Origin of the sequence: Mesorhizobium onobrychidis, from assembly GCF_024707545.1 — a bacterium.
GTDB classification, from domain to species: domain Bacteria; phylum Pseudomonadota; class Alphaproteobacteria; order Rhizobiales; family Rhizobiaceae; genus Mesorhizobium; species Mesorhizobium onobrychidis.
On the sequence record NZ_CP062229.1, the window covers coordinates 3,608,526 to 3,631,178 of the forward strand.

Annotated in this window: 20 protein-coding genes; 7 read left to right on the top strand and 13 right to left on the bottom strand. The window is 62.9% G+C overall.

What is annotated here, in order from left to right; translation table 11 throughout:
• Positions 1-19: 19 nt before the first annotated feature.
• From IHQ72_RS17920 to IHQ72_RS17935, 4 genes are read right to left on the bottom strand one after another with little or no spacing between them, the layout of a single operon-like run.
• Positions 20-607, bottom strand: a complete 588-nt coding sequence (locus IHQ72_RS17920) for a sarcosine oxidase subunit gamma (protein ID WP_258123651.1) — start codon at positions 605-607, stop codon at positions 20-22.
• Positions 600-3,602, bottom strand: a complete 3,003-nt coding sequence (locus IHQ72_RS17925) for a sarcosine oxidase subunit alpha (protein WP_258123652.1) — start codon at positions 3,600-3,602, stop codon at positions 600-602. Before IHQ72_RS17925 ends, IHQ72_RS17920 begins: the two co-directional genes overlap by 8 nt.
• Positions 3,599-3,895 carry a sarcosine oxidase subunit delta gene (locus IHQ72_RS17930; protein ID WP_123151824.1) on the bottom strand — a complete coding sequence of 99 codons (297 nt, stop codon included), beginning with the start codon at positions 3,893-3,895 and terminating at the stop codon, positions 3,599-3,601. Before IHQ72_RS17930 ends, IHQ72_RS17925 begins: the two co-directional genes overlap by 4 nt.
• Before the next feature lie 8 nt (positions 3,896-3,903).
• A complete protein-coding gene (locus tag IHQ72_RS17935) occupies positions 3,904-5,163 on the bottom strand; it encodes a sarcosine oxidase subunit beta (RefSeq protein ID WP_095494599.1) in 1,260 nt (419 codons plus the stop codon).
• Between the two features lie 218 nt (positions 5,164-5,381).
• On the opposite strand from IHQ72_RS17935, the gene IHQ72_RS17940 reads away from it, so the two are divergent.
• From IHQ72_RS17940 to IHQ72_RS17960, 5 genes are all read left to right on the top strand, one after another.
• Positions 5,382-7,871, top strand: a complete 2,490-nt coding sequence (locus IHQ72_RS17940) for a mechanosensitive ion channel family protein (protein WP_258123653.1) — start codon at positions 5,382-5,384, stop codon at positions 7,869-7,871.
• Between the two features lie 293 nt (positions 7,872-8,164).
• The gene (locus IHQ72_RS17945; RefSeq protein WP_023798910.1) at positions 8,165-8,428 is read left to right on the top strand and encodes a hypothetical protein; all 264 of its coding nucleotides are present in this window, start codon (positions 8,165-8,167) and stop codon (positions 8,426-8,428) included.
• Positions 8,429-8,558: 130 nt separating this feature from the next.
• Positions 8,559-8,702 (top strand): hypothetical protein, encoded by a 144-nt coding sequence (locus IHQ72_RS17950; protein ID WP_309508948.1) that lies wholly within the window; start codon positions 8,559-8,561, stop codon positions 8,700-8,702.
• A gap of 280 nt (positions 8,703-8,982) precedes the next feature.
• Entirely contained in the window at positions 8,983-11,544 is a 2,562-nt protein-coding gene (locus IHQ72_RS17955) for a GcvT family protein (protein WP_258123654.1), read from the top strand.
• A gap of 128 nt (positions 11,545-11,672) precedes the next feature.
• Positions 11,673-12,521, top strand: coding sequence for a DUF1194 domain-containing protein (locus IHQ72_RS17960; RefSeq protein ID WP_258123655.1), 849 nt, complete (start codon positions 11,673-11,675; stop codon positions 12,519-12,521).
• A gap of 50 nt (positions 12,522-12,571) precedes the next feature.
• Here the strand turns inward: IHQ72_RS17960 and IHQ72_RS17965 are convergent, their stop codons facing one another.
• On the bottom strand, positions 12,572-13,573 hold the full coding sequence (locus IHQ72_RS17965; RefSeq protein ID WP_258123656.1) for a GlxA family transcriptional regulator: 1,002 nt from the start codon (positions 13,571-13,573) through the stop codon (positions 12,572-12,574).
• A 225-nt stretch (positions 13,574-13,798) separates the two neighbouring features.
• Here IHQ72_RS17965 and IHQ72_RS17970 point away from each other — a divergent pair, with 225 nt between their 5' ends.
• On the top strand, positions 13,799-14,161 hold the full coding sequence (locus IHQ72_RS17970; RefSeq protein ID WP_258124100.1) for a hypothetical protein: 363 nt from the start codon (positions 13,799-13,801) through the stop codon (positions 14,159-14,161).
• A gap of 159 nt (positions 14,162-14,320) precedes the next feature.
• Here IHQ72_RS17970 and IHQ72_RS17975 read toward each other — a convergent pair whose 3' ends face one another.
• Positions 14,321-14,509 carry a hypothetical protein gene (locus IHQ72_RS17975; protein ID WP_029351950.1) on the bottom strand — a complete coding sequence of 63 codons (189 nt, stop codon included), beginning with the start codon at positions 14,507-14,509 and terminating at the stop codon, positions 14,321-14,323.
• Between the two features lie 222 nt (positions 14,510-14,731).
• On the opposite strand from IHQ72_RS17975, the gene IHQ72_RS17980 reads away from it, so the two are divergent.
• Entirely contained in the window at positions 14,732-15,631 is a 900-nt protein-coding gene (locus tag IHQ72_RS17980) for a LysR substrate-binding domain-containing protein (protein WP_029351948.1), read from the top strand.
• Between the two features lie 267 nt (positions 15,632-15,898).
• Here IHQ72_RS17980 and IHQ72_RS17985 read toward each other — a convergent pair whose 3' ends face one another.
• The 7 genes from IHQ72_RS17985 to IHQ72_RS18015 form a co-directional block, all read right to left on the bottom strand.
• On the bottom strand, positions 15,899-16,879 hold the full coding sequence (locus IHQ72_RS17985; RefSeq protein ID WP_258123657.1) for an alpha/beta hydrolase: 981 nt from the start codon (positions 16,877-16,879) through the stop codon (positions 15,899-15,901).
• Positions 16,880-17,141: 262 nt separating this feature from the next.
• A complete protein-coding gene (locus IHQ72_RS17990; protein WP_258123658.1) occupies positions 17,142-17,327 on the bottom strand; it encodes a hypothetical protein in 186 nt (61 codons plus the stop codon).
• A 191-nt stretch (positions 17,328-17,518) separates the two neighbouring features.
• Positions 17,519-19,648, bottom strand: coding sequence for an ASKHA domain-containing protein (locus tag IHQ72_RS17995; RefSeq protein WP_258123872.1), 2,130 nt, complete (start codon positions 19,646-19,648; stop codon positions 17,519-17,521).
• Positions 19,599-20,573: a methyltetrahydrofolate cobalamin methyltransferase gene (locus IHQ72_RS18000; RefSeq protein WP_077383680.1), complete on the bottom strand. Its 975-nt coding sequence runs from the start codon at positions 20,571-20,573 to the stop codon at positions 19,599-19,601. The genes IHQ72_RS17995 and IHQ72_RS18000 overlap by 50 nt, the downstream gene beginning before the upstream one ends.
• A 79-nt stretch (positions 20,574-20,652) precedes the next feature.
• The gene (locus tag IHQ72_RS18005; RefSeq protein ID WP_258123659.1) at positions 20,653-21,744 is read right to left on the bottom strand and encodes a methylenetetrahydrofolate reductase; all 1,092 of its coding nucleotides are present in this window, start codon (positions 21,742-21,744) and stop codon (positions 20,653-20,655) included.
• Positions 21,741-22,340: a methylenetetrahydrofolate reductase C-terminal domain-containing protein gene (locus tag IHQ72_RS18010; protein ID WP_258123660.1), complete on the bottom strand. Its 600-nt coding sequence runs from the start codon at positions 22,338-22,340 to the stop codon at positions 21,741-21,743. Before IHQ72_RS18010 ends, IHQ72_RS18005 begins: the two co-directional genes overlap by 4 nt.
• Positions 22,333-22,635, bottom strand: a complete 303-nt coding sequence (locus IHQ72_RS18015) for a virulence factor (protein ID WP_258123661.1) — start codon at positions 22,633-22,635, stop codon at positions 22,333-22,335. The genes IHQ72_RS18010 and IHQ72_RS18015 overlap by 8 nt, the downstream gene beginning before the upstream one ends.
• Positions 22,636-22,653: the final 18 nt, after the last annotated feature.

Consider the following 22,653-nt stretch of genomic DNA (forward strand, 5'->3'; position numbering starts at 1 on the left):
GACGACGCGCCGCCTCGGTCTACTGCACTTCGTAGCCGACTTCCTCGCTCGCGTGGCAGAGCGCCTTCCAGAATGAGCGCGCAAACGACCGGAATACATAAATGTCGAACTGGTCGGCGCCGGTGCGCTGGATCTGGGCGAAGACGTCATGATGCATGGTCGAGCGGCCGGCGCCGACCGGGAAGGCCGGCAGCGCGAAGTCGATGGCGAAGAATTTCGCCAGCACCCATTCGGCCTTCGGTCCGGCGATGCGGATCGCGGTGCGGCCGTGCGACAGGTCGGTCACCGTGCCTATCGCCGGGGTGACGATATTGGCAAAGGCCGGTGCCAGGCCCTCGGCCTCGTCGACCACGGTGAATTTTCCCGGCGCAAAACCAAACACCGACCTCACGCCATCGGTGCTGCCGGCGCCGGCGCCATCGGGCAGCGCAAGGCCGGTAACGGTGCGGATGCCTGATATCAACTTCTTCTCCTGGCCCGGCCAGGCAGCGAGCTGCAGGATCGATCTCGGCCTGGTTTCGGAGAGGATGACATCGATGCCGTGTTCGAAATCGCCATGCGAGCCGGTGCGCAGCTCCAGCTCAAGTGGTGATTGGCGCTCAACCATGCATGCGGCTCCCGTCCGGATCAAAGAAGTGGTTGGAGACGATCTCGACCGGGCCGAACCGGTTGCGCAGGGGATCGGAGATATGGGCGCGCGCGCCGCGCCGTGCCTTGCCATCCTTGACCAAAGCGAGCGCGATGTACTTGCCGAGCGCCGGCGAATAACAGCAAGCGGTGATGTGGCCGATGGAATCGTGCGGATTGGCTTCGTCAAGCGCCTCGACGATGTGCGCGCCGCCGTTGAGCGGCTGGTTGTCCAGCGAAATCAGGCCGACGAGTTCCAGACGTCCGGGCGCGATCAGCCCCTCGCGATCCATCATCGCCGAGCCGATGAAGGGCTTCTTCTTGGACAGCATCCAGTCGAGATGCAGGTCGCGCGCCGTGGTGCGGCCGTCGATCTCGGCGCCGGTGACGTGGCCTTTCTCGATGCGCATCGTGCCCAGCGCCTCAAGCCCGTAAGTCACCAGTCCGAACGGCTTGCCGGCTTCGATCAACGCTTCCCAGACATGGGTGCCGTACCCGGCGCCGGAGTAAACTTCGAAGGCCATTTCGCCGGAGAAGGAAAGCCGGCAGATCATCACCGGCACGCCCGATATCTTGCCGTGCACGATGCCCATGAAAGGCAGTGCGGCGTTGTCGACGGCAGTGCCGGTGACGCAAGCAGCAAGAATGGCTCGCGCCTTTGGCCCGCCGATCGCCGCCCCCGCCCATTCGTCGGTCACCGAAGTGACATGGACCTTCAGCTCCGGCCAGATGACGTCGAGGAAATACTCCAGATGCTGCATCACCTTGCCGGCATTGGCGGTGGTGGTGGTCATCAAGAAATCCTGTTCGCCGAGCCGCCACGTCGTGCCGTCGTCGAAGGCGAGGCCGTCCTCGCGCAGCATCAGCCCGTAGCGGGCCTTGCCGACGGCCAGCGTCGAGAACATGTTGGTGTAGACCCGGTCGAGGAATTCCGCCGCGTCCGGACCCTGCACGGCGATCTTGCCCAGCGTCGAGACATCGACGATGCCGGCGCTTTCGCGCGTCGCCCTGGCTTCGCGCACATAGGCCTGCTCGATCGTTTCGCCTGAAAGCCCGTAGATCATCGGGCGATACCAGAGGCCGGCCGAATACATGGTCGCGCCGTCGGCGACGTGCCAGTCATGCATCGGCGTCAGCCGCTCGGGTTTCAGGTCGCCGAACCGCTCGGCGGCCAACGAGCCGATCGACACCGCCGAAAAGGGTGGGCGAAAGCGTGTCGTGCCGACTTCGGGGATCGGCTTGCCCAACGCCTCGGCCATGATGGCGAGGCCGGGTATGTTGGAGCTCTTGCCCTGGTCGGTCGCCATGCCGAGCGTGGTGTAACGCTTCAGATGCTCGACCGAGATGAAGCCTTCGCGATGCGCCAGCCGCACATCCTCCGCGGTCACGTCGTGCTGGAAATCGACGAAGCTTTTTCCATCAGCCCTGATCTCGAACACCGGCGCCGGATCGGGATCGCCGGGTGCGGCTTCGACGACTGGCAGGGCCGCTGGCGTACCCGTTCCACCCGCCGCGGAAAGGCCGGCGGCGCGGCCTTCGGCGATTGCCTCAGCGGTGGAAAAGCTGCCGGTGAAGGCGCCGGCGCCAATCCATGTTGGCCATCTCGGCGTCGGCTTCGGCGGCAGGAAGGCCTGCCGGGCGGCATTCCATTCCGCCTTGGCGCCCGCCTGGCTGGCCAGATGGATGGTTGGCGACCAGCCTCCCGACATCAGCAGGCAGTCGGCTTGAATGCTGCGCGCGTCGCCGGCAAGCGCGCCGTTGATCATGTCGAAGCGCTGCACCTTGATGCCGGACAGCGCCTTGCCGCCTTCGGTGGCGACCACGGCGTGAGCGGAAAAGCTCTTGGCCTCCGCTTCATCGGCGAGCTCGCGCATCTCGCTCGAAAGCTCCGGCCGCACATCGACGATGGCGACGATCGACGCACCGGCCTTCTTCAGCGCAAGGGCGGAGCGATAGGCGCTGTCGTTGTTGGTGAAGAGCGCGATCCTGTTGCCCGGCAGCACGCCGTACTCGTTGGCGTAGCGCTCGGCGGCATGCGCCAGCATCACACCCGGCCGGTCGTTGCCTGGAAACACTAGCGGCCGCTCGAAGGAGCCGGTGGCCAGCACCACCGACTTGGCGCGAATGGTCCAATAGCGATGGCGCGGTTCGCCCTTGCCGGGCCTCTCCTTATGGTCGGTGACCCGTTCAAGCGCGGCGAGCACGTTGCCGTCGTAATAGCCCCAGACCGTGGTGCGCGGCAGCAGGCGGACATTGTCATAGCCTTCGAGCTGGCCGGCGGCTCGCGCTGCCCAGTCCGCCCCGGGCATCCTGTCGATCGTCTCGCCCGACCAGTTGGCCGAGCCGCCGAAACGCGGCTCGAGCTCGCTGAGGATGACACGCGCGCCCTGATCGGCGGCTGCCCTGGCGGCCATCAGCCCGGCCGGACCGGAGCCGACCACCAGCACATCGCAGAAAGCGTTCATGCGCTCATAACGCGCCGTGTCTGCAGCGGTCCCGGCACGGCCGAGACCGGCGGCGCGGCGGATGAAATGCTCGCAGAACATCCAGAAACGCGTGCTCTTCAGCGGGCCGATGGCGGGTCCCATGAAGGTCTTGTAATAGAAGCCGGCGGACAGAAGCTTGCCGCCGAGCTGGTTGACGGCGCTGACATCCCAGGCCAGCGATGGAAAGCGGTTCTGGCTGACAGCGGTCAGCCCGTCATAGATCTCGACCATGGTTGCGGCGATGTTGGGCTCGCGAACCTCGTCCCGCAACACCGTCACCAGGGCGTTCGGCTCCTCGACGCCTGATGTCAGAACGCCGCGCGGGCGGTGATATTTGAACGAGCGCCCGAACACGGTGACACCGTTGGCCAGCAGCGCTGAGGCAAGCGTGTCGCCGGCATGGCCGGTGTAGGGCGCGCCGTCGAAGGTGAACCGGATGGTTCGCAGCCGGTCGATCCGGCCACCGGAATCGGTGCGGCGCGGGCTCATGACTTGCCCTCCGTCTTGTGCCGCGCAACGGATTTGTGGTCGCCGCGCGCGAAGGCGACGCTGGAGATCTCGTGTGTCAGCGTGTTGCGAACGACCCTGAGATGGGCGCGGCAGCCGCCGGAATGCTGCCAGATCTCGTTGTGGTCACCCGCCGGATTCAACCGGTCGTAGACATAGGCGTTCCAGGCATCGAGGTCCTGCGAGGCAGGTTGAGGGCGCTCACGGTTGCCGTCACCCTGATAGGTGAACTCGATGACGTCGCGCGGGCCGCAATAGGGGCAGGTAATCAGCATGGAAATTCCTAATGCAGCCGCGGCGTGGCGCCCTGGCCCTTGTCGTCGATCACCAGGCCGCGATGGAAGCGATCCAGCGTGAAGGGCGCATTGATGTCGTGCGGTTCATCCTTGGCGATGGTCCAGGCAAAGCACCAGCCGGAGGCGGGCGTCGCCTTGAAGCCGCCGTAGCACCAGCCGCAGTTGAGATACATGCCCGGAAGCGGGCCGATGGTGATGATCGGCGAGCCGTCCATCGACATGTCGCAGACGCCGCCCCAGGAGCGTAGCATGCGAACGCGGGCGAGACCCGGAAACAGCGCCAGCATCTCGCTCATCACCTCATCGACAACAGGCAAACTGCCGCGCTGGGCGTAGCTGTTGTAGCCGTCGAGATCGCCGCCATAGACAAGGCCGCCCTTGTCCGACTGCGACATGTAGAAATGGCCCATGCCGAAAGTCAGGACCGTATTGATGAACGGCTTCAGCGATTCCGTCACGAAGGCCTGCAGCACATGGCTCTCGATCGGCATCGTATCGATGCCGGCGAGCCGCATGACTTGCCCTGTGCTGCCGGCCACCGCGACCGCCACCTTCCTGGCGCGGATCTCTCCGCGCGACGTCGAGACGCCTGATATGCGGTCGCCGTCGCGCAGGAAGCCGGTGACCTCGCAATTCTCGATGATGTCGACACCGCGACGGTCGGCGCCGCGCGCATAGCCCCAGGCGACGGCATCGTGGCGGGCGGTGCCGGCGCGCCGCTGCATCAGGCCGCCGACGATTGGGAAGCGCGCCGTGGCGGAGACGTCCAGCGCCGGCACCAGGCGTGCGATCTCGGCCGTGGTCATCAGTTCGGCGTCGACGCCGAGATGGCGCATGGCGTTGCCTCGGCGGGCAAAATCGTCGAGCTGGGCGGGTGTGTGCGCGAGGTTGAGGCAGCCGCGCTGCGAGAACATGACGTTGTAGTTGAGGTCGTGCGAGAGGTTCTCCCACAGCTTCATCGAATGTTCGTAGAAGCGCGTGTTGGCCGGCAGCAGATAGTTGGAGCGCACGGCCGTCGTGTTGCGGCCGACATTGCCGGAGCCGAGCCAGCCCTTTTCCAGCACCGCGACATTGGTGATGCCGTGCTCCTTGGCCAGATAATAGGCGGTCGACAGGCCATGGCCGCCGCCGCCGATGACGATCACGTCGTAGGACGCCTTCGGGTCCGGCTTGCGCCAGGCCGGTTTCCAGTCCTTGTTGCCGGTCAGCGCGTTTTTGAGAAGCGAGAAGGCCGAATATTCCGCCATTCTTTTTGTTATCCGTTCTGGCTTTTTGTCATCCGTTTTGGGCGATGCGGCACACTATAGAGCAGGCCGCTGCCGCAAAGCCAATATTGCGCCATCGCTTTTCGACTGGCCGACGCCGAGATCGACGAGCAGAGCGGGACGGCTTGCTCCCTGGTATGAGCGGCTTTATCAAGGACTAGCTTTAGAACGCCTTGCCGCCTGTGAGTCGCCAAACGATCATGCTTTTCCGACTGCTCCGCTTCGTTCTGGTCCTCGCGATCGTAGCCTCGACGCCGCTGTCGCTTGATGCGGTGGCGCAGGGGCTTGACCAGGCTGCCTCCGGGGTGGTCGCCGACCAGCAGAAAATCCTGCAGGACCTGACGACGAGGACCGACAATCTCGAAAAGAAAATCCAGGAGGACGGTGACGACGACGCCAGCCTTGTCGATATCCGCCTGCAGCTGGAGGAAATGTCGCGAGGTGCGCTGAACAGCGCGCTTGCCTTCCGCCCGCGCCTTTCGGAGATCAACGCAAGGCTCGATCAGCTTGGGGCGCCGCCGGCTGCGGGCCAGCCGCCCGAACCCGACATCGTGACCAGCGAACGCCAGGCGCTGGCGTCCGAAAAGGCCGAGATCAATGCTGTCATCGCCGCGGCGCAAAACCTGTCGATCCGCATCAGCGGCCTCATCGCCAAGATCGCCAATATGCGCAGCGAGCTGTTTCGCAATCTGCTCACCAAGCGCTACGTGCTGTCCGACGCTCTGAGCCCTGAGGTCATTTCCGATGCGAACGGTGAATTTACCGGCTTCTACAAGGCGGTGTCATCGTGGCTGACCTTCGCCTTCAAGTTCAAGTTCCAGGCCGTGCTGGCCGCGACCTTGACGGCACTTTCCCTGGCGGCGGTACTTTTTGTCGGTGGGCGGCGCCTGTTCGGGCGTGTCTTCGAAGCTGACCCGTCCGTCGAAGATCCCTCCTATCTCAGCCGGCTGTCGGTGGCGTTCTGGTCGACATTGCTGCCGACGCTGGCTGTTGGCGTCTTCCTGGTCTCGACCGTGTTCTTTTTCAACTACTACAACGTGTTGCGCGGCGACATTGGCGTTTTCCTGAATGCGCTGGTTGCGGTCATCGCGGTGGTGTTCTGCGTCAACCGGCTGACCAATGCGGCGTTGGAACCGCGGCTGCCGAACTGGCGGCTGATACCCGTTGAATCGGGTCCGGCCCGCTGGCTGGTGCGGCTGACGACCGCCATGGCGGTGGTGATCGGCGTCAACAATTTCCTGTCGGTCGTCAACGACAAGATGGGCTCGCCGCTGTCGCTGACCATCGCCAGAAGTTTTGTCGCCACCATCATCGTCGGCGTCATCCTGATCCTGATGGGGCTGCTGAAACCGTTCAAGGCCGCCGACGGAAGCTGGCGTCCCTGGCCGGCGTGGCTGCGCTACACGGCCGTCGCGCTCGGCGTTTTCACCATCGCCACGGCGCTGCTCGGCTATATCGGCCTCGCCATCTTCGTTTCGCTGCAGGTCGTGGTCACCGGAACCATTCTGGTCACCGCCTATATCGGCATCCTGTCGGCGCGGGCGATCAGCGAGGAAGGCGGCTTTGCCAACACGTCGATCGGGCGCTGGCTATCGACCAATTCCAGCTATGAGGAGTCCGCGCTCGATCAGCTCGGCCTGGTCGTCAGCGTCGCCATCAACCTGATGATCGTGCTGGTGTTCCTGCCGCTGATCCTGTTGATGTGGGGCTTCCAGCCCGGCGACATCGAGGCCTGGGGCTATAAGCTGGCGACGGGCCTCACCATCGGCTCGGTGACGATCTCTGTGACCGGCATCCTGACCGGCATCATTATCTTCATTATCGGCTATTTCCTGACGCGCTGGTTCCAGGGCTGGCTCGACGGCTCGGTGATGGCGCGCGGCAAGGTCGATACCGGCGTGCGGAACTCGATCCGGCTGGCGGTCGGCTATGCCGGCGTGGCGCTCGCAGCACTCGTCGGCGTCTCGGCGGCGGGGATCGATCTCTCCAACCTGGCGCTTGTCGCCGGCGCCCTGTCCCTCGGTATCGGCTTTGGCCTGCAGAATGTCGTCTCCAACTTCGTCTCCGGCCTGATCCTTTTGGCCGAGCGGCCGTTCAAGGTCGGCGACTGGATCGTCGCCGGTGACATCAGCGGCACGGTCAAGAAGATCAGCGTGCGCGCCACCGAGATCGAGACGTTTCAGCGCCAGTCGGTGATCCTGCCCAATTCAAACCTGATCAACAATGCCGTCGGCAATTGGACGCACCGCAACAAGCTCGGTCGCATCGACATCAAGGTCGGCATCGCCTACGGCAGCGACGTCAAGCAGGCCCATGCTGTCCTTTTGGAGATTGCGCGCAGCCATCCGCTGGTGCTGAAAAATCCGGAACCCTTCGTGCTGTTCACCAATTTCGGGCCGGCCGCTCTCGAATTCGAAATCCGCGTGTTCCTGGCCGACGTGATGAACGGCAACATCGTGCAGAACGACATCCGGTTTGCCGTCCTCGATGAGTTCGCCGATCAGCATATCGAAATTCCATCGGCGCCGCGCGCCGTCGTCGAGACTAAGAAGCATGAGGCGTGGCCGATCGATGACGACAAGATCGAAGTCGATTTCGCCGAGCAGGAGCGCGCGGCGGCTGAAGCCGCGGCCGAGACGAAACGCCTGGCTAGATCCGGGCGCAAGACCCGCAAGCCGGATCCCGATTAGGGTATATTGATATTCAGGTGATGCCGGCCTGCGAACGGCGGTTTCCTGCGCTTTCCGGTACTCACGGACCCAAATGTCCGCTCCGTTCCGGTTCTCGGAACCCACCCTTCTCGGCTCGGCCTGACCTAAATCTCAACATACCCTCAAGTCAGGCTTTCGACGCAGCGAAAGCAATTGCGGCATGAATGCGGCATTCAGTTGCCGTTCAGCTTGCATCTCATATAAGCTCACATGCAAAGGGCGAGAATGCCTTGCGAAATGCAACAGAGGCGGTGGAAACACCGATACTGCAAATGTGGAAGTCTCTCGTCGCCGCCATCGCTTTTCTCGCCGTGGGCGGTTCAGCCTTCGCCGCCAGCGCGACCAACAAGGACGCCGAGACCCGCACACTCGTCGTGACCGAAGGCGGTGGCAAGACGGAGCTGGCGCTGGCCGCCGGCGAAACCGCGGAATTCTGCCCGACCGGCTGTTTCGTTACCATGCCGAATGGCGACCTCGAGGCGCTGACGGGTTCGGAAACGATCGAAATCTCAGGCGGCGTCGCCCGTATCAAGTAACCGCGTCAAAAAACATTGACGACTTGTTTTTCGAAGGCCGGGCAAATGCCCGGCCTTTTATGGTTTCGGATCATCGAAACTTAACGATTCCCGCTCCGCCGGCGTCCTGTTTACGGCATTGGTGCTCGGGGTGCTGGCCCACGACACCCGCATCTACTTTCCCAATCTGATCCCGCCGTTCCTGCTGCTCGCCGGTCCCTTCAAGGCGCTGTGGGCGAGCATCAAAGGGCATCGCGCCGCAGTGTTGCACGTCGTTCCAAAAAATGGATCATGAGTTCCGCCTCCAGCCTGGCGCGCATCATTTTCCCTTGAAGCAGCTGATCTCTCAACACCAGTGCCACGCGTCCTTTTGGACGCGCACAGGACGCCGTAGAGATTTTTCTGCGCATGATCCCAGCGCAAATCGGTTCCGATTTTTCGGGGTCATGCGCCGGGGTCGCGCCGCACCTGCAGCGTGTCGCAAACAGGCGGTAGCACGATGGCCGTCGCCTGCATATTGTGCGCCGATCAAGCGGGCGCGGGCGCCCGCAGCAGCACTTTTGGAGTCGCGGGCAATGGCAGGGTTTCCGGAAAAGGCGAAGGTCGTCATCGTCGGGCTGGGCGGCATTGTCGGTGCATCGGTCGCCCACCACCTGATCGAGCGCGGATGGGACGACATCGTCGGCATCGACAAATCGGGCATCCCTACCGATATCGGCTCGACGGCGCACGCCTCCGACTTCTGCTACACGACCAGCCATGATTTCCTGTCCTGCTGGACGACGCTCTACTCCATCGATTTCTACGAAAAGATGGGCCATTACGCCCGCATCGGCGGCCTTGAAGTCGCCCGCGTTGGCGACGACGCCCGCATGGACGAGATCAAGCGCAAGATCGCCTCGGCAAAGGCTTTCGGCACGCGTGCCCGCCTGATCGAACCGGCCGAGATCAAGCAGAAGTTCCCGCTGATCGAAGAAGAGATGGTGCAGGGCGGCCTCTGGGATCCCGATGCCGGTCTTGTCATCCCGCGCTCGCAAACGGTCGCCGGTAAGCTGGTCGACCAGGCGGAAGGCTCCGGCAAGCTCAAATCCTTCGCGAACACGCCGGCCAAGTCGCTTATCGTCGAGAATGGTCGCATCAAGGGCGTGGTGACCGATCGCGGCACAATCGAAGCCGACTACGTGATTGTTTGCGCGGGTATCTGGGGCCGGTTGATCGCGGAAATGGTGGGCGAGGACCTGCCGGTCATGCCGATCGACCATCCGCTCACCTTCTTCGGGCCGTATACCGAGTTCGCCGGCACCGGCAAGGAGATCGGCTGGCCGCTGCTGCGCGACCAGGGCAACTCGGCTTACATGCGCGACACCGGCGATCCCAAGACCGCCGAAGGCGGGCAGATCGAGTGGGGCTACTACGAAGAGACCAATCCGCGCCTTTGCCATCCGCGCGACCTTCTGGAGAAGAACCAGGCCCGTCTTTCGCCCTCGCAGCGCGACCTCGACATGGAACAGATCCTCGCCCCGCTCGAGCGGGCCATGGAACTGACGCCGATCCTGGGCGAACTAGGCTACAATGAGAGCCATTCCTTCAACGGGCTTCTGCAGGTGACGGCAGACGGCGGCCCCTCCATGGGCGAGAGCCAGAAGGTGCGGGGCCTCTGGTATGCCGTCGCGATCTGGGTCAAGGACGGCCCCGGCATGGGCAAGCTCATTGCCGACTGGATGACGGACGGCCGGACGTCGATTGACCATCACGCCATCGACTATTCGCGCTTCTATCCGCACCAGACGCAAGAGCAGTTCATCTGGGACCGCTGCACCGAAACGGCGATGAAGGTCTACAATCCGGCGGTCCATCCGCGCGAGCCCTTCTCCAAGGCCCGCGACGTGCGCCGCTCGCCTTTCTGGGAGCGCGAGAAGGAACTCGGCGGTTATTTCATGGAGCTGGGCGGCTGGGAGCGCGCTCATGGCTATGCCGCCAACGAGCACCTGCTCGAAAAATACGGCAACCGGGTGCCGGTGCGCGAAAACGAGTGGGACAACCGCCATTTCTGGCGCGTCTCCAATGCCGAGCATCTCGCCATGAGCGAGGATTGCGGCATCGTGAACCTGTCGCATTTCGCCATGTACGATGTGGAAGGCCCGGATCATGTCGCGCTGATGGAATGGCTGTGCGCGGCCAAGATCGGCGGCGACGGCAATATCGGCAAAGGCATCTACACCCATTTCCTCGACGATCACGGCATGGTGCGCGCCGACCTGACGGTCATCCGCATGGCCGACCGCTGCCGGGTCATCGACGGCGCAGATGCCGGCCCGCGCGACTTCCACTACATGCGGCGGACGGCAGAAGACAAAGGGTTCGACGTCACCATCACGGACGTGACAGAAAAGTATGTGACCGTCGGCATCTGGGGCCCGAACGCCCGGGCAACATTGAGCAAGGTCGTGGAAGGCCCGGATGGCCTGACGCCGGAGAATTTCCCCTTTGCGGCGATCAAGCCTGTCAGGATCGCCGGCAAGGACGTGACCGCTTTCCGCATCTCCTATGTCGGCGAGCAGGGCTGGGAACTGCACATGCGATACGAAGACGGCCTGGCCGTATGGGACGCGTTGCGCTCGACCGGCGTGATGGCTTTTGGCGTCGAGACCTATGCCAACAGCCGCCGCATGGAGAAGAGCCTGCGCCTGCAGAACGCGGATCTTTTAACCGAGTACAATCTGCTGGAGGCCGATCTTGCCCGCCCGAAGGTCAAGGAGGCCGATTTCAGCGGCAAGGCAAAGCATCTGGAATATCGCGCCCGCGCGCATCAGCAGGCTATGCTTTGCACGCTTGTCATGACGGATAATGTCGATTCCAGGGGCGTTGCCCGTTATCCGGTCGGCACGATGCCGGTGATGGACCCGCAAACGGGCGAGACGCTGGTCGACGAACTCGGCCGCCGGTCTTTCACGACGTCGATCGCCTACGGCCCCACCATCGGCAAGAACATTGCCCTCGCCTATCTGCCCTGGGCGTATTGCCAGGAGGGCCGCAAGCTGACTGTCGAATATTTCGGCGAGAAATACCCGGTCGAAGTGGCCGCCGTCGGCTACCGACCGCTCTACGATCCGGAGAACCTCAATCCACGCAGCTAAGCGTTGATTGTCTACCGGTCCTCCCGCAGGAGGGTAAGGGGCGGACTCGCAAAAATGTGAACTCAAAGACTTAGCTCGGCGCTGGGCTTTTCTCTTTGCCGGCAGGCGATTCTCGCTTACCTTACGGCATGTCTGCTTTTCCCCATGCAAGACATCTCCTCTCTGCTGCCGCCGCGCTGGCGCTGGTGCCTTGGCTGACGCCGGAATCCCGCGCCGCCGAGCCTGTCGACATCGAGCTGGTTCTTGCCGTCGACGTTTCGCTTTCGATGTCGCCGGCCGAACTCGAAATCCAGCGTCGCGGCTATGTCGCGGCGCTGACGCACGACACGGTGCTGCAGGCCATCGCCGATGGCGCCTATGGCAAGATTGCCGTCACCTATGTCGAATGGGCCGGCATGACCTGGCAGCATGTCATCGTGCCGTGGACGGTAATCGCCAATCGTACTGACGCCGAGCGGGTGGTCGAACAGCTCTCCGCTCATGCGCCCAACAGCGCCCGGCGCACCTCGATTTCCGGTGCCTTGCAATTCGGCAGCGATCTCTTCGCCGAAAGCGGCTTTCAGGGCGTCAAGCGCGTCATCGACATTTCAGGCGATGGCCCCAACAATCAAGGTGCTCCCGTCGACGTCACCCGTGACGGGCTGGTCAAGCAAGGCATCACTATCAACGGCCTGCCGCTGATGACCCGGAGCGGCTTCACCAGTGTCTACGACGTCAATTATCTCGACCGCTACTACACCGACTGCGTCATCGGTGGGCCCGGCGCATTCATGATCCCGGTCAATGAGTGGACGCAGTTTCCTGAAGCGATCCGCCGCAAGCTGGTGCTCGAGCTTGCCGGGCCTGCGTCACCGCAATGGGCGGCGGACGAAGCGGCGCATCCGCCGGTGGTGCTGGCGCAAGACAAGCCGGCCACCGACTGTCAGGTCGGCGAGAAAATGTGGCGCGACCGAAGCTGGATGTTCGACAGCCGCTAGAACTGGCGAGCATTCCCCGCCGGCGCCCACACATTCAAGATGTTGCTTGTTTACGCGACCAGCAATTGCTTGCGGTCGACGCGCTCCTGCTGCGGCGAGCGCGCATAGAGCTCGCGGTAGCATTTGGAGAAATGCGAAGCGGAGACGAAGCCGCAAGCGACCGCCACTTCGACCACCGGCATCGATGATTGGATCAGCAAGTGCCGGGCCCGGTCGAGGCGGATTTCCAGATAGTAGCGGGCAGGGGATCGTCCCATCTCGGTGCGGAACAGGCGCTCGATCTGACGGCGCGACAGGTCGACGTGATCGGCGATCTCGATCAGCGACAGCGGCTCGGACAGGTTTGCTTCCATCAATTCGATGATGGTCAGCACCTTCGAGTTCTGTACGCCAAGGCGTGCGCGCAGCGGCAGGCGCTGGCGATCGGTCGGGCTGCGTACGCGGTCAGTCAAAACCTGCTCGCAGACCCGGTTGACGAGGCTCTCGTCGAAATCGTCGCCGATCAGCTTCAGCATCATGTCGAGCGCCGCGGTGCCGCCGGCGCAGGTGTAGATGTTCTGGTCGATCTCGAAGAGGTCGGCAAAGACATTGGCCTTCGGGAACGCTTCGGAAAAGCCCGGCAGGTTCTCCCAATGAATGGCGCAGCGCTTGTTGGACAACAGGCCAGCGGCGGCCAGTATATGTGCGCCAGTGCACAGGCCGCCGATGGCGACGCCGCGGTTGTATTCCTCGCGCAGCCAGGCGAAGGCCGATCTGTTCTGGTAGCGCTCGACATTGATGCCGCTGCAGACGACCGCCATGTTCGGCCGTTCGGGGCCGGACATCTTCTTGCGTTCGTCCTCCAGCGAGGTGTTGACGGCGCATTCGACGCCGTTCGAAGCGCGCACCGGCTTGCCGTCGATGCTGGCGAGCCGCCAGCGGTAGGCCTCGTAGCCGAGCATCCGGTTGGCCGAGCGCAACGGATCGAGCGCCGTCGCAAAGGCGATCATGGTGAAATCGGGGACCAGGAAGAATACAAACGATCGCCTGACCGGATGATTTACGACGTTCACTGGGTAGCCCTCACGCTGCAATGGCGCGAACAGGATGTCGCGATCAGCATAGCGACATCAGGAAAAACCTTTCCTGTCAATTGGCTAGGCGGCGACAGACAGACTTTATTTGCGACATGGGTCGCAAATGGGCAATCGCTATGCGTTGACGGTCCCAATATGCCGCCGGTTTGAGTGGTCGGCACATGACAAAACACGCCGCCTCGGCAAAACCGAAGCGGCGCTGTGATCAACTTCGAAGCAGCAGCAGGTAGCGCCGCTTGCGAGCTTGTCAGATCAGGCGACGAAGCCGAGGCGCGCGGCGGCCACGGCGCCGGTCTGGCCAGGCATAGTGTTGGCAAGGCGCTGGCGCTCGAGCGCGGTGGTCAGGTTCATTTCACGGCGAGCGAAAAGGCGAGCAAAAAGCTTCATTGTCATCTCCATTTGGTTGCTCAGACGGGTCGCCTTCGCTTGATGGAGTGGGGCAGCTCGTTTGCTGGCGCTGATATAGGCTTACGTGAGGGGAAACTAAATCGCAAAAGCGAAGCACTTGTTATGAAAAGCGACATGGAATGCGACAAATTTGGGCATCGTGCCCAAGATTTATGATCACTTACAAGGCGTTAGTTCGAAATATGGGCTGCTATGCGGCTTGTTCATATGCGCCATGCAGTGGCAACATGGCTCCAAAAAAACATTTGATTGCAAACAAAAAGGCCTGCCGGGCAGCGTCTGCGCGGCAGGCCTTCAGCTTTGAATACACACGATCTATTTTGCTCCACCAGCCCAGGATCCAACGCCATAGCGAGTGCCGGTCTTGGTGTCGGCGGCTTCAGGCCAGCCGATATCCTTCTGCAGTTCGATCGGCAAAGAGCGGATGGCGCGTTCGGTCTGGTAGCGGGCGCGGGCCGCGCTGAATTCGGTCGCGATGCGGCCGATGGATGACAGGATGGACATTTTCATTCTCCTTTACGTTGAGCCGGGAGTTTGCCGGTCGCTCCGCATACGAAGCGCTACTTCAGGTTTGTTTCAGCTTCGATTGCAGATCCGTGTCGGGGTCGTTTCAAGGCCGCTTTCGATACGTCTGCCTTCGATGGAGTTGACTATCCCACCAAAGTGATGTTCAATCAAACGAAATGGAATGATAGTTTGCATCAGAAAAATTGAAGGGTACTTTCCATGAACGCCCCACTCAATCATCCGTTGCCGCTGCTCGATCTCGACGTCTTGCGCACCTTCGTGGCGATCGCCGAGACCGGCAGTTTCACCACCGCGGCCAATGCCGTCTTTCGCACGCCGTCGGCTGTTTCCATGCAGATCAAGAAGCTGGAGGACATTCTTGGACGTTCAGTGTTCGCGCGCGACGCGCGCTCGGTGACGCTGACCACGGATGGCGAGATGCTGCTCGGCTACGCCCGCCGGCTGTTGTCGATCAACCGCGAGGTGGTGTCGAAGTTCATCATCCCCGACATTGTCGGGGTGGTGCGGCTCGGCTCGCCGGACGATTATGGGGAGCGCGTGCTGCCGCATGTCTTGAAGCGTTTTGCGCAGTCGCATCCCTCTATCGCCGTCGACGTCACCATCGACCAGAGCAGCAATCTGCGCCGGCGCATGGACGACCGGGCGCTCGATATCACGCTGCTCACCAATTCCTACAAGACCAGCGCGCTCGGCGCCGAAGTGCTGCTCACCGAACCGATCGTTTGGGCCGGCGCCAAGGGCGGCTGTGCACATCTGCGTGAGCCGCTGCCGGTCTCCTTGTGGGAAGAGGGCTGCGCCTGGCGGGCCGGGGCGCTCGAGGCGCTCGGCCGTGAGGGCCGCAACTACCGTGTCGCCTATATGAGCGCGCACACGGCCGGCCAGCGCGCCGCGATCATGTCCGACCTCGCGGTGGCGCCGCTGCCGAAATCGTTCCTTGGCAGCGACATGGTTGAGCTTTGCCCGAAGGACGGCATGCCGGATATCGGCACCTACAATCTGGCCATGGTCGTGGCGCCGGACGCCAGCGCACCGGTGAAGGCCGTCGCCGACCATATCCGCGCGACCTTCGAAGTGTTCAGGGAAACCGGCAAGTTCTGATGAGCCTTGCGGTGAGCCGCGTTTCAGTGCTCAGCGATCTTATTGCGTTCGGGAAGCGATTGATCTTCTGGCTGCAATCGTGAGCGACGTGGGTTGGTCCGAGACGCCAGTAGTCATCCTAACTGCTGATCATATCTTGAGCGTGCTCCGGCGATTCCAGGCAGGAGAACTCACCGCTGCTGATGTGGAGGCATGGGCGGACCTGATCGAATGCAGGGAAGACATCGATTATCAGTCAGAACGAGACGAAGAAATATTGGAGGCGATCTATGTGCTGGCCAATCCGGTCTTGAATGGCTCGCTTGACGAAGCCTTGGCTGACCAGGTGATGGCCTCGCTCTCGACCTGATCAGAGGCTATTTCGCTGCCCAAAAACGCCACGATACTGTCTCGCGCGCGCCGCGCCTCTGGCATGTCGATCAGCGGCCAGACATGGAACATGCCTTGCTCGTAGACGACCTCCACCTCGACGCCGGCGGCACGCGCCTTGTGCGCGAAGATCAGATTGTCGGGGCTTAGCAGGTCGTGCGAGCCGGTCAGAAGCAGCGTTTTCGGCAGCACCGACAAGTCGCCGTAAAGCGGGCTGATGCGCCAGTCGCTGCGTTCGATGCCGGCGCTGTAAAGCCGGATCGCCTCCAGCCCACCCGGAATGCCCAGCCACGGATCGTTGCGTTCAGCCTCGAACACTTCAGGGTTGGCGAGTGACATGTCGAGGCCTGGCGAAATCAGCACATGGCGCGACGGCAGGGGCAGGGCGTCTTCCGCCGCCATCATGGTCAGCACCACGGCCATGTTGCCGCCGGCGGAATCGCCCATGAAGACGATGTCCTGTGCTTCCGTCTCGTCGAGCATCTGGCGGTAGACCTTGCCGACCATGCCGAACATGGCGTGGAAATCATGTTCGGGCGCAATGGGATAGATCGGCACGGTGATGGCGAAGCCCAGCCGGTTGGCCATATCGGCGATCAGTCCCCAGTGATAGGACGTGATTTGAAAGACATAGGCGCCGCCATGCAGGTAAAGGATCCGCTTTCGCTCGCCGGTCTTTGGCGCGATCTCGTAGACGGGAAAGCCGTCCACGCTGCGCGTCGTGACCTCGAAACGCGATCGCAGCGATGCGGGCGGCTGATGGTTCTCCGTCTTGCGCGCATAGGCGATCCAGCGCTGCAGGTTTTCCGGGCTGGAAAAGGCCTGCTTGCGGCTATGCCTGAGGACAAAGGACACGACGTGGCTTTTGAGGCTGGGCATGCGGACACACGGACTTCGGCTGAGCCGACTAAGAGAACCCCCGCTATCGAAGATCGTGCCTTCGCCCAGAATGTCAAGATTTGCGCGGCCTCAACACGGCGGTGTGATCCGGCTGGCAATCAAGGCCAGCATCTGGTCGTGACTCGCCGCAATGCTCAGCGCCGGGGCAGCAGTGCGGCGCGCAGCCGACGGTCGCTTGCTGCCGGAGCCGCATGACGGCTCCGGCGCTTGGCCAGCAGCTTGCATTTGTCGGCGAAGGTCATCAGCGCGCCGAACCCAGAAGCAGGGCCGAGAAGGTGACCTGCGGATCGTTGCGCGGCGACACGGGCCAGCCGATGTCCCTCTGAATTTCGGGCGGCAGGCTGTTCAGGGCCCGGACGGACTTGTTCCTTTTGTGTGCATGCTTGATGGCCATACCATAGCGGCCGAGGCTTTCGAACATCGACATCTTCATCTCCCTTGGAGTGCTGCGGCGGCTGAAAGTTATTTCCTGCCTGCCGTTCGATGCCGGTTAAATGCGCCGCGCATGTATCTGGTGGATTTCACGAAAAACAGCGCCTTGTTTCAGTCTGGGCTGATCCGGAAACATTTGCATGCAAACGAGAATGAGGGCGACGTGCAGCTTTTTGCAGCGGGAGGCTACCCTCGGCCGCGCCGTGCCGCGTGGCCTTCGCGTGAACGCCGCCGCGGGGCGGCATCGCCGGCAATGCCGTCTTCGCTGACGGTCTTGCGCGGCGGCAGTTTCACCGCCGCCGACAGTTTCGGAAACGGGTCGACCTTGTTCGGCAGCGCCATGGCATAGACGAAATGCTCCTGGAATTTCGACTCCAGCGCAGTCTCGATCTTCTCGATCCGGCTCACCGTTTCCTCGATCTCGCGGCGATAGCCGCGATTGAGCAGCGCCATGCGCGCACCGGCACCGGCGGCGTTGCCGACGGCCGAGACCTTGTCGAGGTCGCAGTCCGGGATCAGTCCCAGCACCATGGCATATTTCGGATCGATGAAGGAGCCGAAGGCGCCGGCGAAATGGATGCGGTCGACATGATCGGTGTGCTGCTTTTCCATCAACAGCTTGGTGCCGGCATAAAGCGCGGCCTTGGCGAGCTGGATGGCGCGCACGTCGGTCTGGGTAATGGTGATCCTGGGCTCGCCTTCCTTCAGCACGTAGGAGAAGGTGCGGCCATTGGCGGTGACGCGCGGCGAGCGAGCGGAGAGCCCACCGTCGACGACGCCGTCCTCGGAGATGATGCCGGCCAGATACATCTCGGCGACCACCTCGATGATGCCGGAGCCGCAGATGCCGGTGACGCCGGTCGCCTGCACGCTATCGAGGAAGCCGGGTTCGTCGGACCAGAGTTCCGAGCCGATGACGCGGTATTTCGGCTCCAGCGTGTCGGGATCGATGCGGACGCGCTCGATGGCGCCGGGCGCGGCGCGCTGGCCGCCCGAGATTTCCGCGCCCTCAAACGCCGGACCGGTGGGCGAGGAGGCCGCCACCACCCGCTGGCGATTGCCGAGCACGATCTCGGCGTTGGTGCCGACATCGACGATGAGCATCATCTCGTCCTGGCGGTGTGGGCCTTCCGACAGCGTCACCGCTGCCGCATCGGCGCCGACATGGCCGGCGATGCAAGGCAGCATATAGAGCCTGGCGCCCTGGTTGAGCTTCAGGCCAATATCCAACGCCTTGATATGCACCGCGCCCGAGACGGCGAGCGCGAAGGGCGCGCCGCCGAGTTCGGTCGGGTCGATGCCGAGGAATAGATGGTGCATGATCGGATTGCCGACAAAGACGGAATCCAGAATGTCGTTGCGCTGGACATTGCCTTCCGCGCAGACCTTGTCGACGAGACCGGAGATCGCCTCGCGCACCGCGACGGTCATGCCCTCGCGGCCATCCGGGTTCATCATCACATAGGAGACGCGGCTCATCAGATCCTCGCCGAAGCGGATCTGCGGGTTGGATGTGCCCGACGAGGCGGCGACGCGGCCGGACAGCAGTGACACCAGATGCATGGCAATGGTGGTCGAGCCGATATCGCAGGCTAGCCCGTAGGCTTCGTTCTTGAGACCGGGCCACAAAGCGATGACCCGCGCGGTCTCGCTTTCGGCATCCTTGTGGATGGCGGCGGTCGCTGTCCAGTTGCCCTTGCGCAAGATGCCTTGCACCTGCGGCAACAGATGGAAATCGAAATCGAGGCTCTTGAGGCCCCAGTCCTTCATCAGCGCGATCTTCAGGCGATCGAGATCGCCTGAAGGATTGTGCATGTCGGGCTCTTCGATCTCGACATAGCACATGTGGATTGCCGAATCGCGGGCGATGACCCTGGTGTCGGCGTCCTTGCGGATGGTCTGCGCGTTGATGACGGTGTCCTGCGGCACGTCGACGACGAGATCGCCGAGGATCTGCGCCGAGCAGGACAGGCGGCGCCGTTCGGGAAGGCCGCGCACGCGTTCGTAGCGCTCTTCCTTGGCGCCTTTGGGCGAGATGTGGTCGTTGGAAGAGACGATCTTATGCTTGGCGAAATTGCCTTCCTGCACCTCGACCTGGCAGCGCCCGCAAGTGGCGCGTCCGCCGCACACGCTCTCGACATAGACGCCGAGCTGGCGTGCGGCATCGAGCACCGGCGTGCCGACCGGAAACCGCCCGCGCTTGCCGGACGGCATGAACAGCACGAGCGGATCGGTGATGTTGGCAGGAGAGTTCACGGTTGCGCGCTTATCCTCGGGCCATACGGGCTTCACGGCCACCGCGCCGGCGGCCGCCATTGCCATTGCCTTCGCCCGGCGCATTGACTTGTGTGGGCGCCGCGATCGCCTGGCCGCCTTCGGCCGGCTTGTAGTCCTTGTAGGTCCTGATCCAGTTGGTGCAGTTCTCGTCGGTGCCGTTCAGCACATTGGCGCCGCGCACCGCTTCCATCTCCTGCGGCCGCACCGGATTCATGATCGCCGAGGTCATGCCGGCGCCGATCACCATAGGGATAAACGCGGCGTTGATGCCATGGCGGTGCGGCAGGCCGAACGAGATGTTTGACAGGCCGCAGGTGGTGTTGACCTTGAGCTCTTCACGCAGCCGGCGCAGCAGTGCGAACACCTGGCGCCCGGCGTCGCCCAGCGCGCCGATCGGCATGACCAGCGGATCGACGACCACGTCATGCGCCGGAATGCCGAAATCGGCACAGCGCTCGACGATCTTCTTGGCGACGGCGAAGCGCACGTCCGGATCCATCGAAATGCCTGTCTCGTCGTTGGAGATGGCAACCACCGGAACATTGTATTTCTTGACCAGCGGCAGGATGGCTTCGAGTTTTTCTTCCTCGCCGGTGACGGAGTTGACCAGTGGCCGGCCCTTGGCGACCTTGAGCGCCGCCTCGATCGCCGCGGTCACCGAACTGTCGATCGACAGCGGCAGGTCGACTAGGCCCTGCACGATCTCCAGCGTCTGCACCAGCAGGCCGGGTTCGGTCTCGTTCGGGTTGACCGAGGTGACGCCGGCATTGACGTCGAGCATGGTCGCGCCGCAGGCAGCCTGTTCCAGCGCGTCCCTGATGACGGTATCGAAATTGCCCGCGATCATCTCGGCGGCGAGCTTCTTGCGCCCGGTCGGATTGATGCGTTCGCCGATCACGCAGAAGGGCTGGTCGAAGCCGATGATGATTTCTCGTGTCGCCGAGGCGACGATCGTCCGGGTCATGAAATCTCTCCCTCGTGATATAAAGACTTCTTTATATCGTTTCTGATTTCTATCAAGCGAATGGTTGCCGTCCGCGCCATTAATGCGCGGTCTTGACCATGTCGACCTGCGTTTCGGTGATCTCGTCGTGCAATATGTGGTCGAGCCGGTCGGCGACGAGCTGGTCGTCGCGGCGGATTTCGCGTTTCCAGGGCTGGCGGCCCTTCAGCACGCCCGATTCATCGACGATCTCGGCGACGTATTCCTCCTGGCGATAGGCCATCACATGGACGCCGGAGACGCCGGGAATTTCCTTCACCTCGTTGATGATGTCGATGCAGAGCTGCTTGCCTTCCTTCTTCTGGTCCTGGGCGCCTTCCAGCCGTTTGACGATCGAATCGGGGATATGAATGCCCGGCACGTTGGAGCGGATCCATTTGGCCGTCTTGGCCGAGGCCAGCGGCCCGACGCCGCACAGGATGAAACATTTTTCGGTAAAACCAAGATCGCGGACCCGCTGCATGTAGGTGCGGAACATCGGCACGTCGAAACAGTACTGGCTCTGCACGAACTGCGCGCCGGCGGCGATCTTCTTGCCCAGCCGGTAGGGGCGGAAATCGATCGGCGGCGCGAAAGGGTTGATCGCCGCGCCGAGGAAAAGCTGCGGCGGCGTCGTCAGCTTGCGGCCGGACAGGAACTTGCCTTTGTCGCGCATGATGCGGCAGGTTTCCAGAAGCGACATGCAGTCGAGATCGAACACCGGCTTGGCGCCGGGCTGATCGCCGGCCTGCACGCCGTCGCCGGTCAGGCACAGCATGTTGGCGACGCCCATCGCCGCGCCGCCCAGTACGTCGCCCTGGATGGCGATGCGGTTCCTGTCGCGGCAGGCGATCTGCATGATCGGGGCATAACCCATGCGGGTCAGCAGCGCACAGATGCCGACCGACGACATGTGGCAGTTGGCGCCCGACGCGTCGACGGCGTTGATGGCGTCGACCCAGCCGTCGAAGATCTTGGCGCGGTTGTAGACATCTTCCGGATCGGCGCTGTCGGGCGGGTTGAGCTCGGTCGTCACTGCGAACTCGCCGCGTCTCAGGACGCGCTCCAGCCGGCCGCGCGAGGTGTGGCCGGGCAGGGGGTCGAGCGGCAGATGGATGCCGGCCGGGTTCTCGTCGAGCTGGCGGCCGATCATGCCGATGCCCCGGTGTTCGGAGCGTTGCGCGCGGCTTCGCGAGCGGCGGCGGCCTGTGCGGTCACCCGCAGCCATGCCGAGGTCTCGCGCAGCGACTGGTCGACCGGCTTCTGCACGTCGAGGATCTTGTCGCCATGCACCATGTTTCGCGAACCTTCCCAGGCCTTGACCCAGACGCACGGCATATCAGGCTCGACTTCGCAATTGCCGTTGGCGCGCACACCGCCGCAAGGGCCATTGCGCAATTGCTTGGGGCAATTCATCGGGCACGACATGCCGGTAGAAGAAAGGATGCACTGGCCGCACATGCGGCAGTCGAACATAAAACCCTTGACGCGTTTTTCGACGAATTTGATCGGACCTTCGACGCGGCCGTAACCGATGCCCTTCCACAGCGGATGGAGGAGCAAAAACATGTCGGAGAACCTGGCGTAGAACCATTCGAGCAGTCGCGAGTGGCGGACGGACCACAGCCTGACAGCGAAGGAGCGCTGCACGCGCCGCTGCGGCGACACGTCGGCCGGCTTGTAGTCGGATTTCGGCGCTGCCTTCTTGACCAGAGTGGCCTGGGTAATCGCCCGGGTCGTTTCAGACATCTTCTTTTCCGCCCGCCTTGACCAGAGCGACCAGCCGCTCGCGGTCGTATTTCGCGTCGATGTCCTGAAAGGCCTTTTCAGCCTCGCCTTCAAGATCGTCGCTGACCGGCTCGGGGTCGGCCTTGCGCCATTCGGCCAGGTAGTCGTCGGTGCCGCCGGCGCCGGTGCGCATCGCGCACATGTCGATCGCCTCGGTAAAGCGCAGCGGCAGTTCGCGCTTGGCGTTCTGCCGGCCTTTCTTGACGATGACCTGGGCGGGGATGTCGCGCCAGTAGACGACGATCAGATCGGCCATGAATTCCTGCTCCCGTAG

What these genes read in the sequence shown, in the direction of transcription:
- IHQ72_RS17995 (WP_258123872.1), bottom strand. Translation starts at nt 19,648, where the DNA reads ATGGCGGCCGCCGGCGCGGTGGCCGTGAAGCCCGTATGGCCCGAGGAT.
- IHQ72_RS17980 (WP_029351948.1), top strand. Translation starts at nt 14,732, where the DNA reads ATGAACGCCCCACTCAATCATCCGTTGCCGCTGCTCGATCTCGACGTC.
- IHQ72_RS17925 (WP_258123652.1), bottom strand. Translation starts at nt 3,602, where the DNA reads ATGAGCCCGCGCCGCACCGATTCCGGTGGCCGGATCGACCGGCTGCGA.
- IHQ72_RS17945 (WP_023798910.1), top strand. Translation starts at nt 8,165, where the DNA reads ATGTGGAAGTCTCTCGTCGCCGCCATCGCTTTTCTCGCCGTGGGCGGT.
- IHQ72_RS17920 (WP_258123651.1), bottom strand. Translation starts at nt 607, where the DNA reads ATGGTTGAGCGCCAATCACCACTTGAGCTGGAGCTGCGCACCGGCTCG.
- IHQ72_RS17975 (WP_029351950.1), bottom strand. Translation starts at nt 14,509, where the DNA reads ATGTCCATCCTGTCATCCATCGGCCGCATCGCGACCGAATTCAGCGCG.
- IHQ72_RS17955 (WP_258123654.1), top strand. Translation starts at nt 8,983, where the DNA reads ATGGCAGGGTTTCCGGAAAAGGCGAAGGTCGTCATCGTCGGGCTGGGC.
- IHQ72_RS18010 (WP_258123660.1), bottom strand. Translation starts at nt 22,340, where the DNA reads ATGTCTGAAACGACCCGGGCGATTACCCAGGCCACTCTGGTCAAGAAG.
- IHQ72_RS17960 (WP_258123655.1), top strand. Translation starts at nt 11,673, where the DNA reads ATGTCTGCTTTTCCCCATGCAAGACATCTCCTCTCTGCTGCCGCCGCG.
- IHQ72_RS18000 (WP_077383680.1), bottom strand. Translation starts at nt 20,573, where the DNA reads ATGACCCGGACGATCGTCGCCTCGGCGACACGAGAAATCATCATCGGC.
- IHQ72_RS18005 (WP_258123659.1), bottom strand. Translation starts at nt 21,744, where the DNA reads ATGATCGGCCGCCAGCTCGACGAGAACCCGGCCGGCATCCATCTGCCG.
- IHQ72_RS17985 (WP_258123657.1), bottom strand. Translation starts at nt 16,879, where the DNA reads ATGCCCAGCCTCAAAAGCCACGTCGTGTCCTTTGTCCTCAGGCATAGC.
- IHQ72_RS17935 (WP_095494599.1), bottom strand. Translation starts at nt 5,163, where the DNA reads ATGGCGGAATATTCGGCCTTCTCGCTTCTCAAAAACGCGCTGACCGGC.
- IHQ72_RS17990 (WP_258123658.1), bottom strand. Translation starts at nt 17,327, where the DNA reads ATGTCGATGTTCGAAAGCCTCGGCCGCTATGGTATGGCCATCAAGCAT.
- IHQ72_RS18015 (WP_258123661.1), bottom strand. Translation starts at nt 22,635, where the DNA reads ATGGCCGATCTGATCGTCGTCTACTGGCGCGACATCCCCGCCCAGGTC.
- IHQ72_RS17940 (WP_258123653.1), top strand. Translation starts at nt 5,382, where the DNA reads ATGCTTTTCCGACTGCTCCGCTTCGTTCTGGTCCTCGCGATCGTAGCC.
- IHQ72_RS17930 (WP_123151824.1), bottom strand. Translation starts at nt 3,895, where the DNA reads ATGCTGATTACCTGCCCCTATTGCGGCCCGCGCGACGTCATCGAGTTC.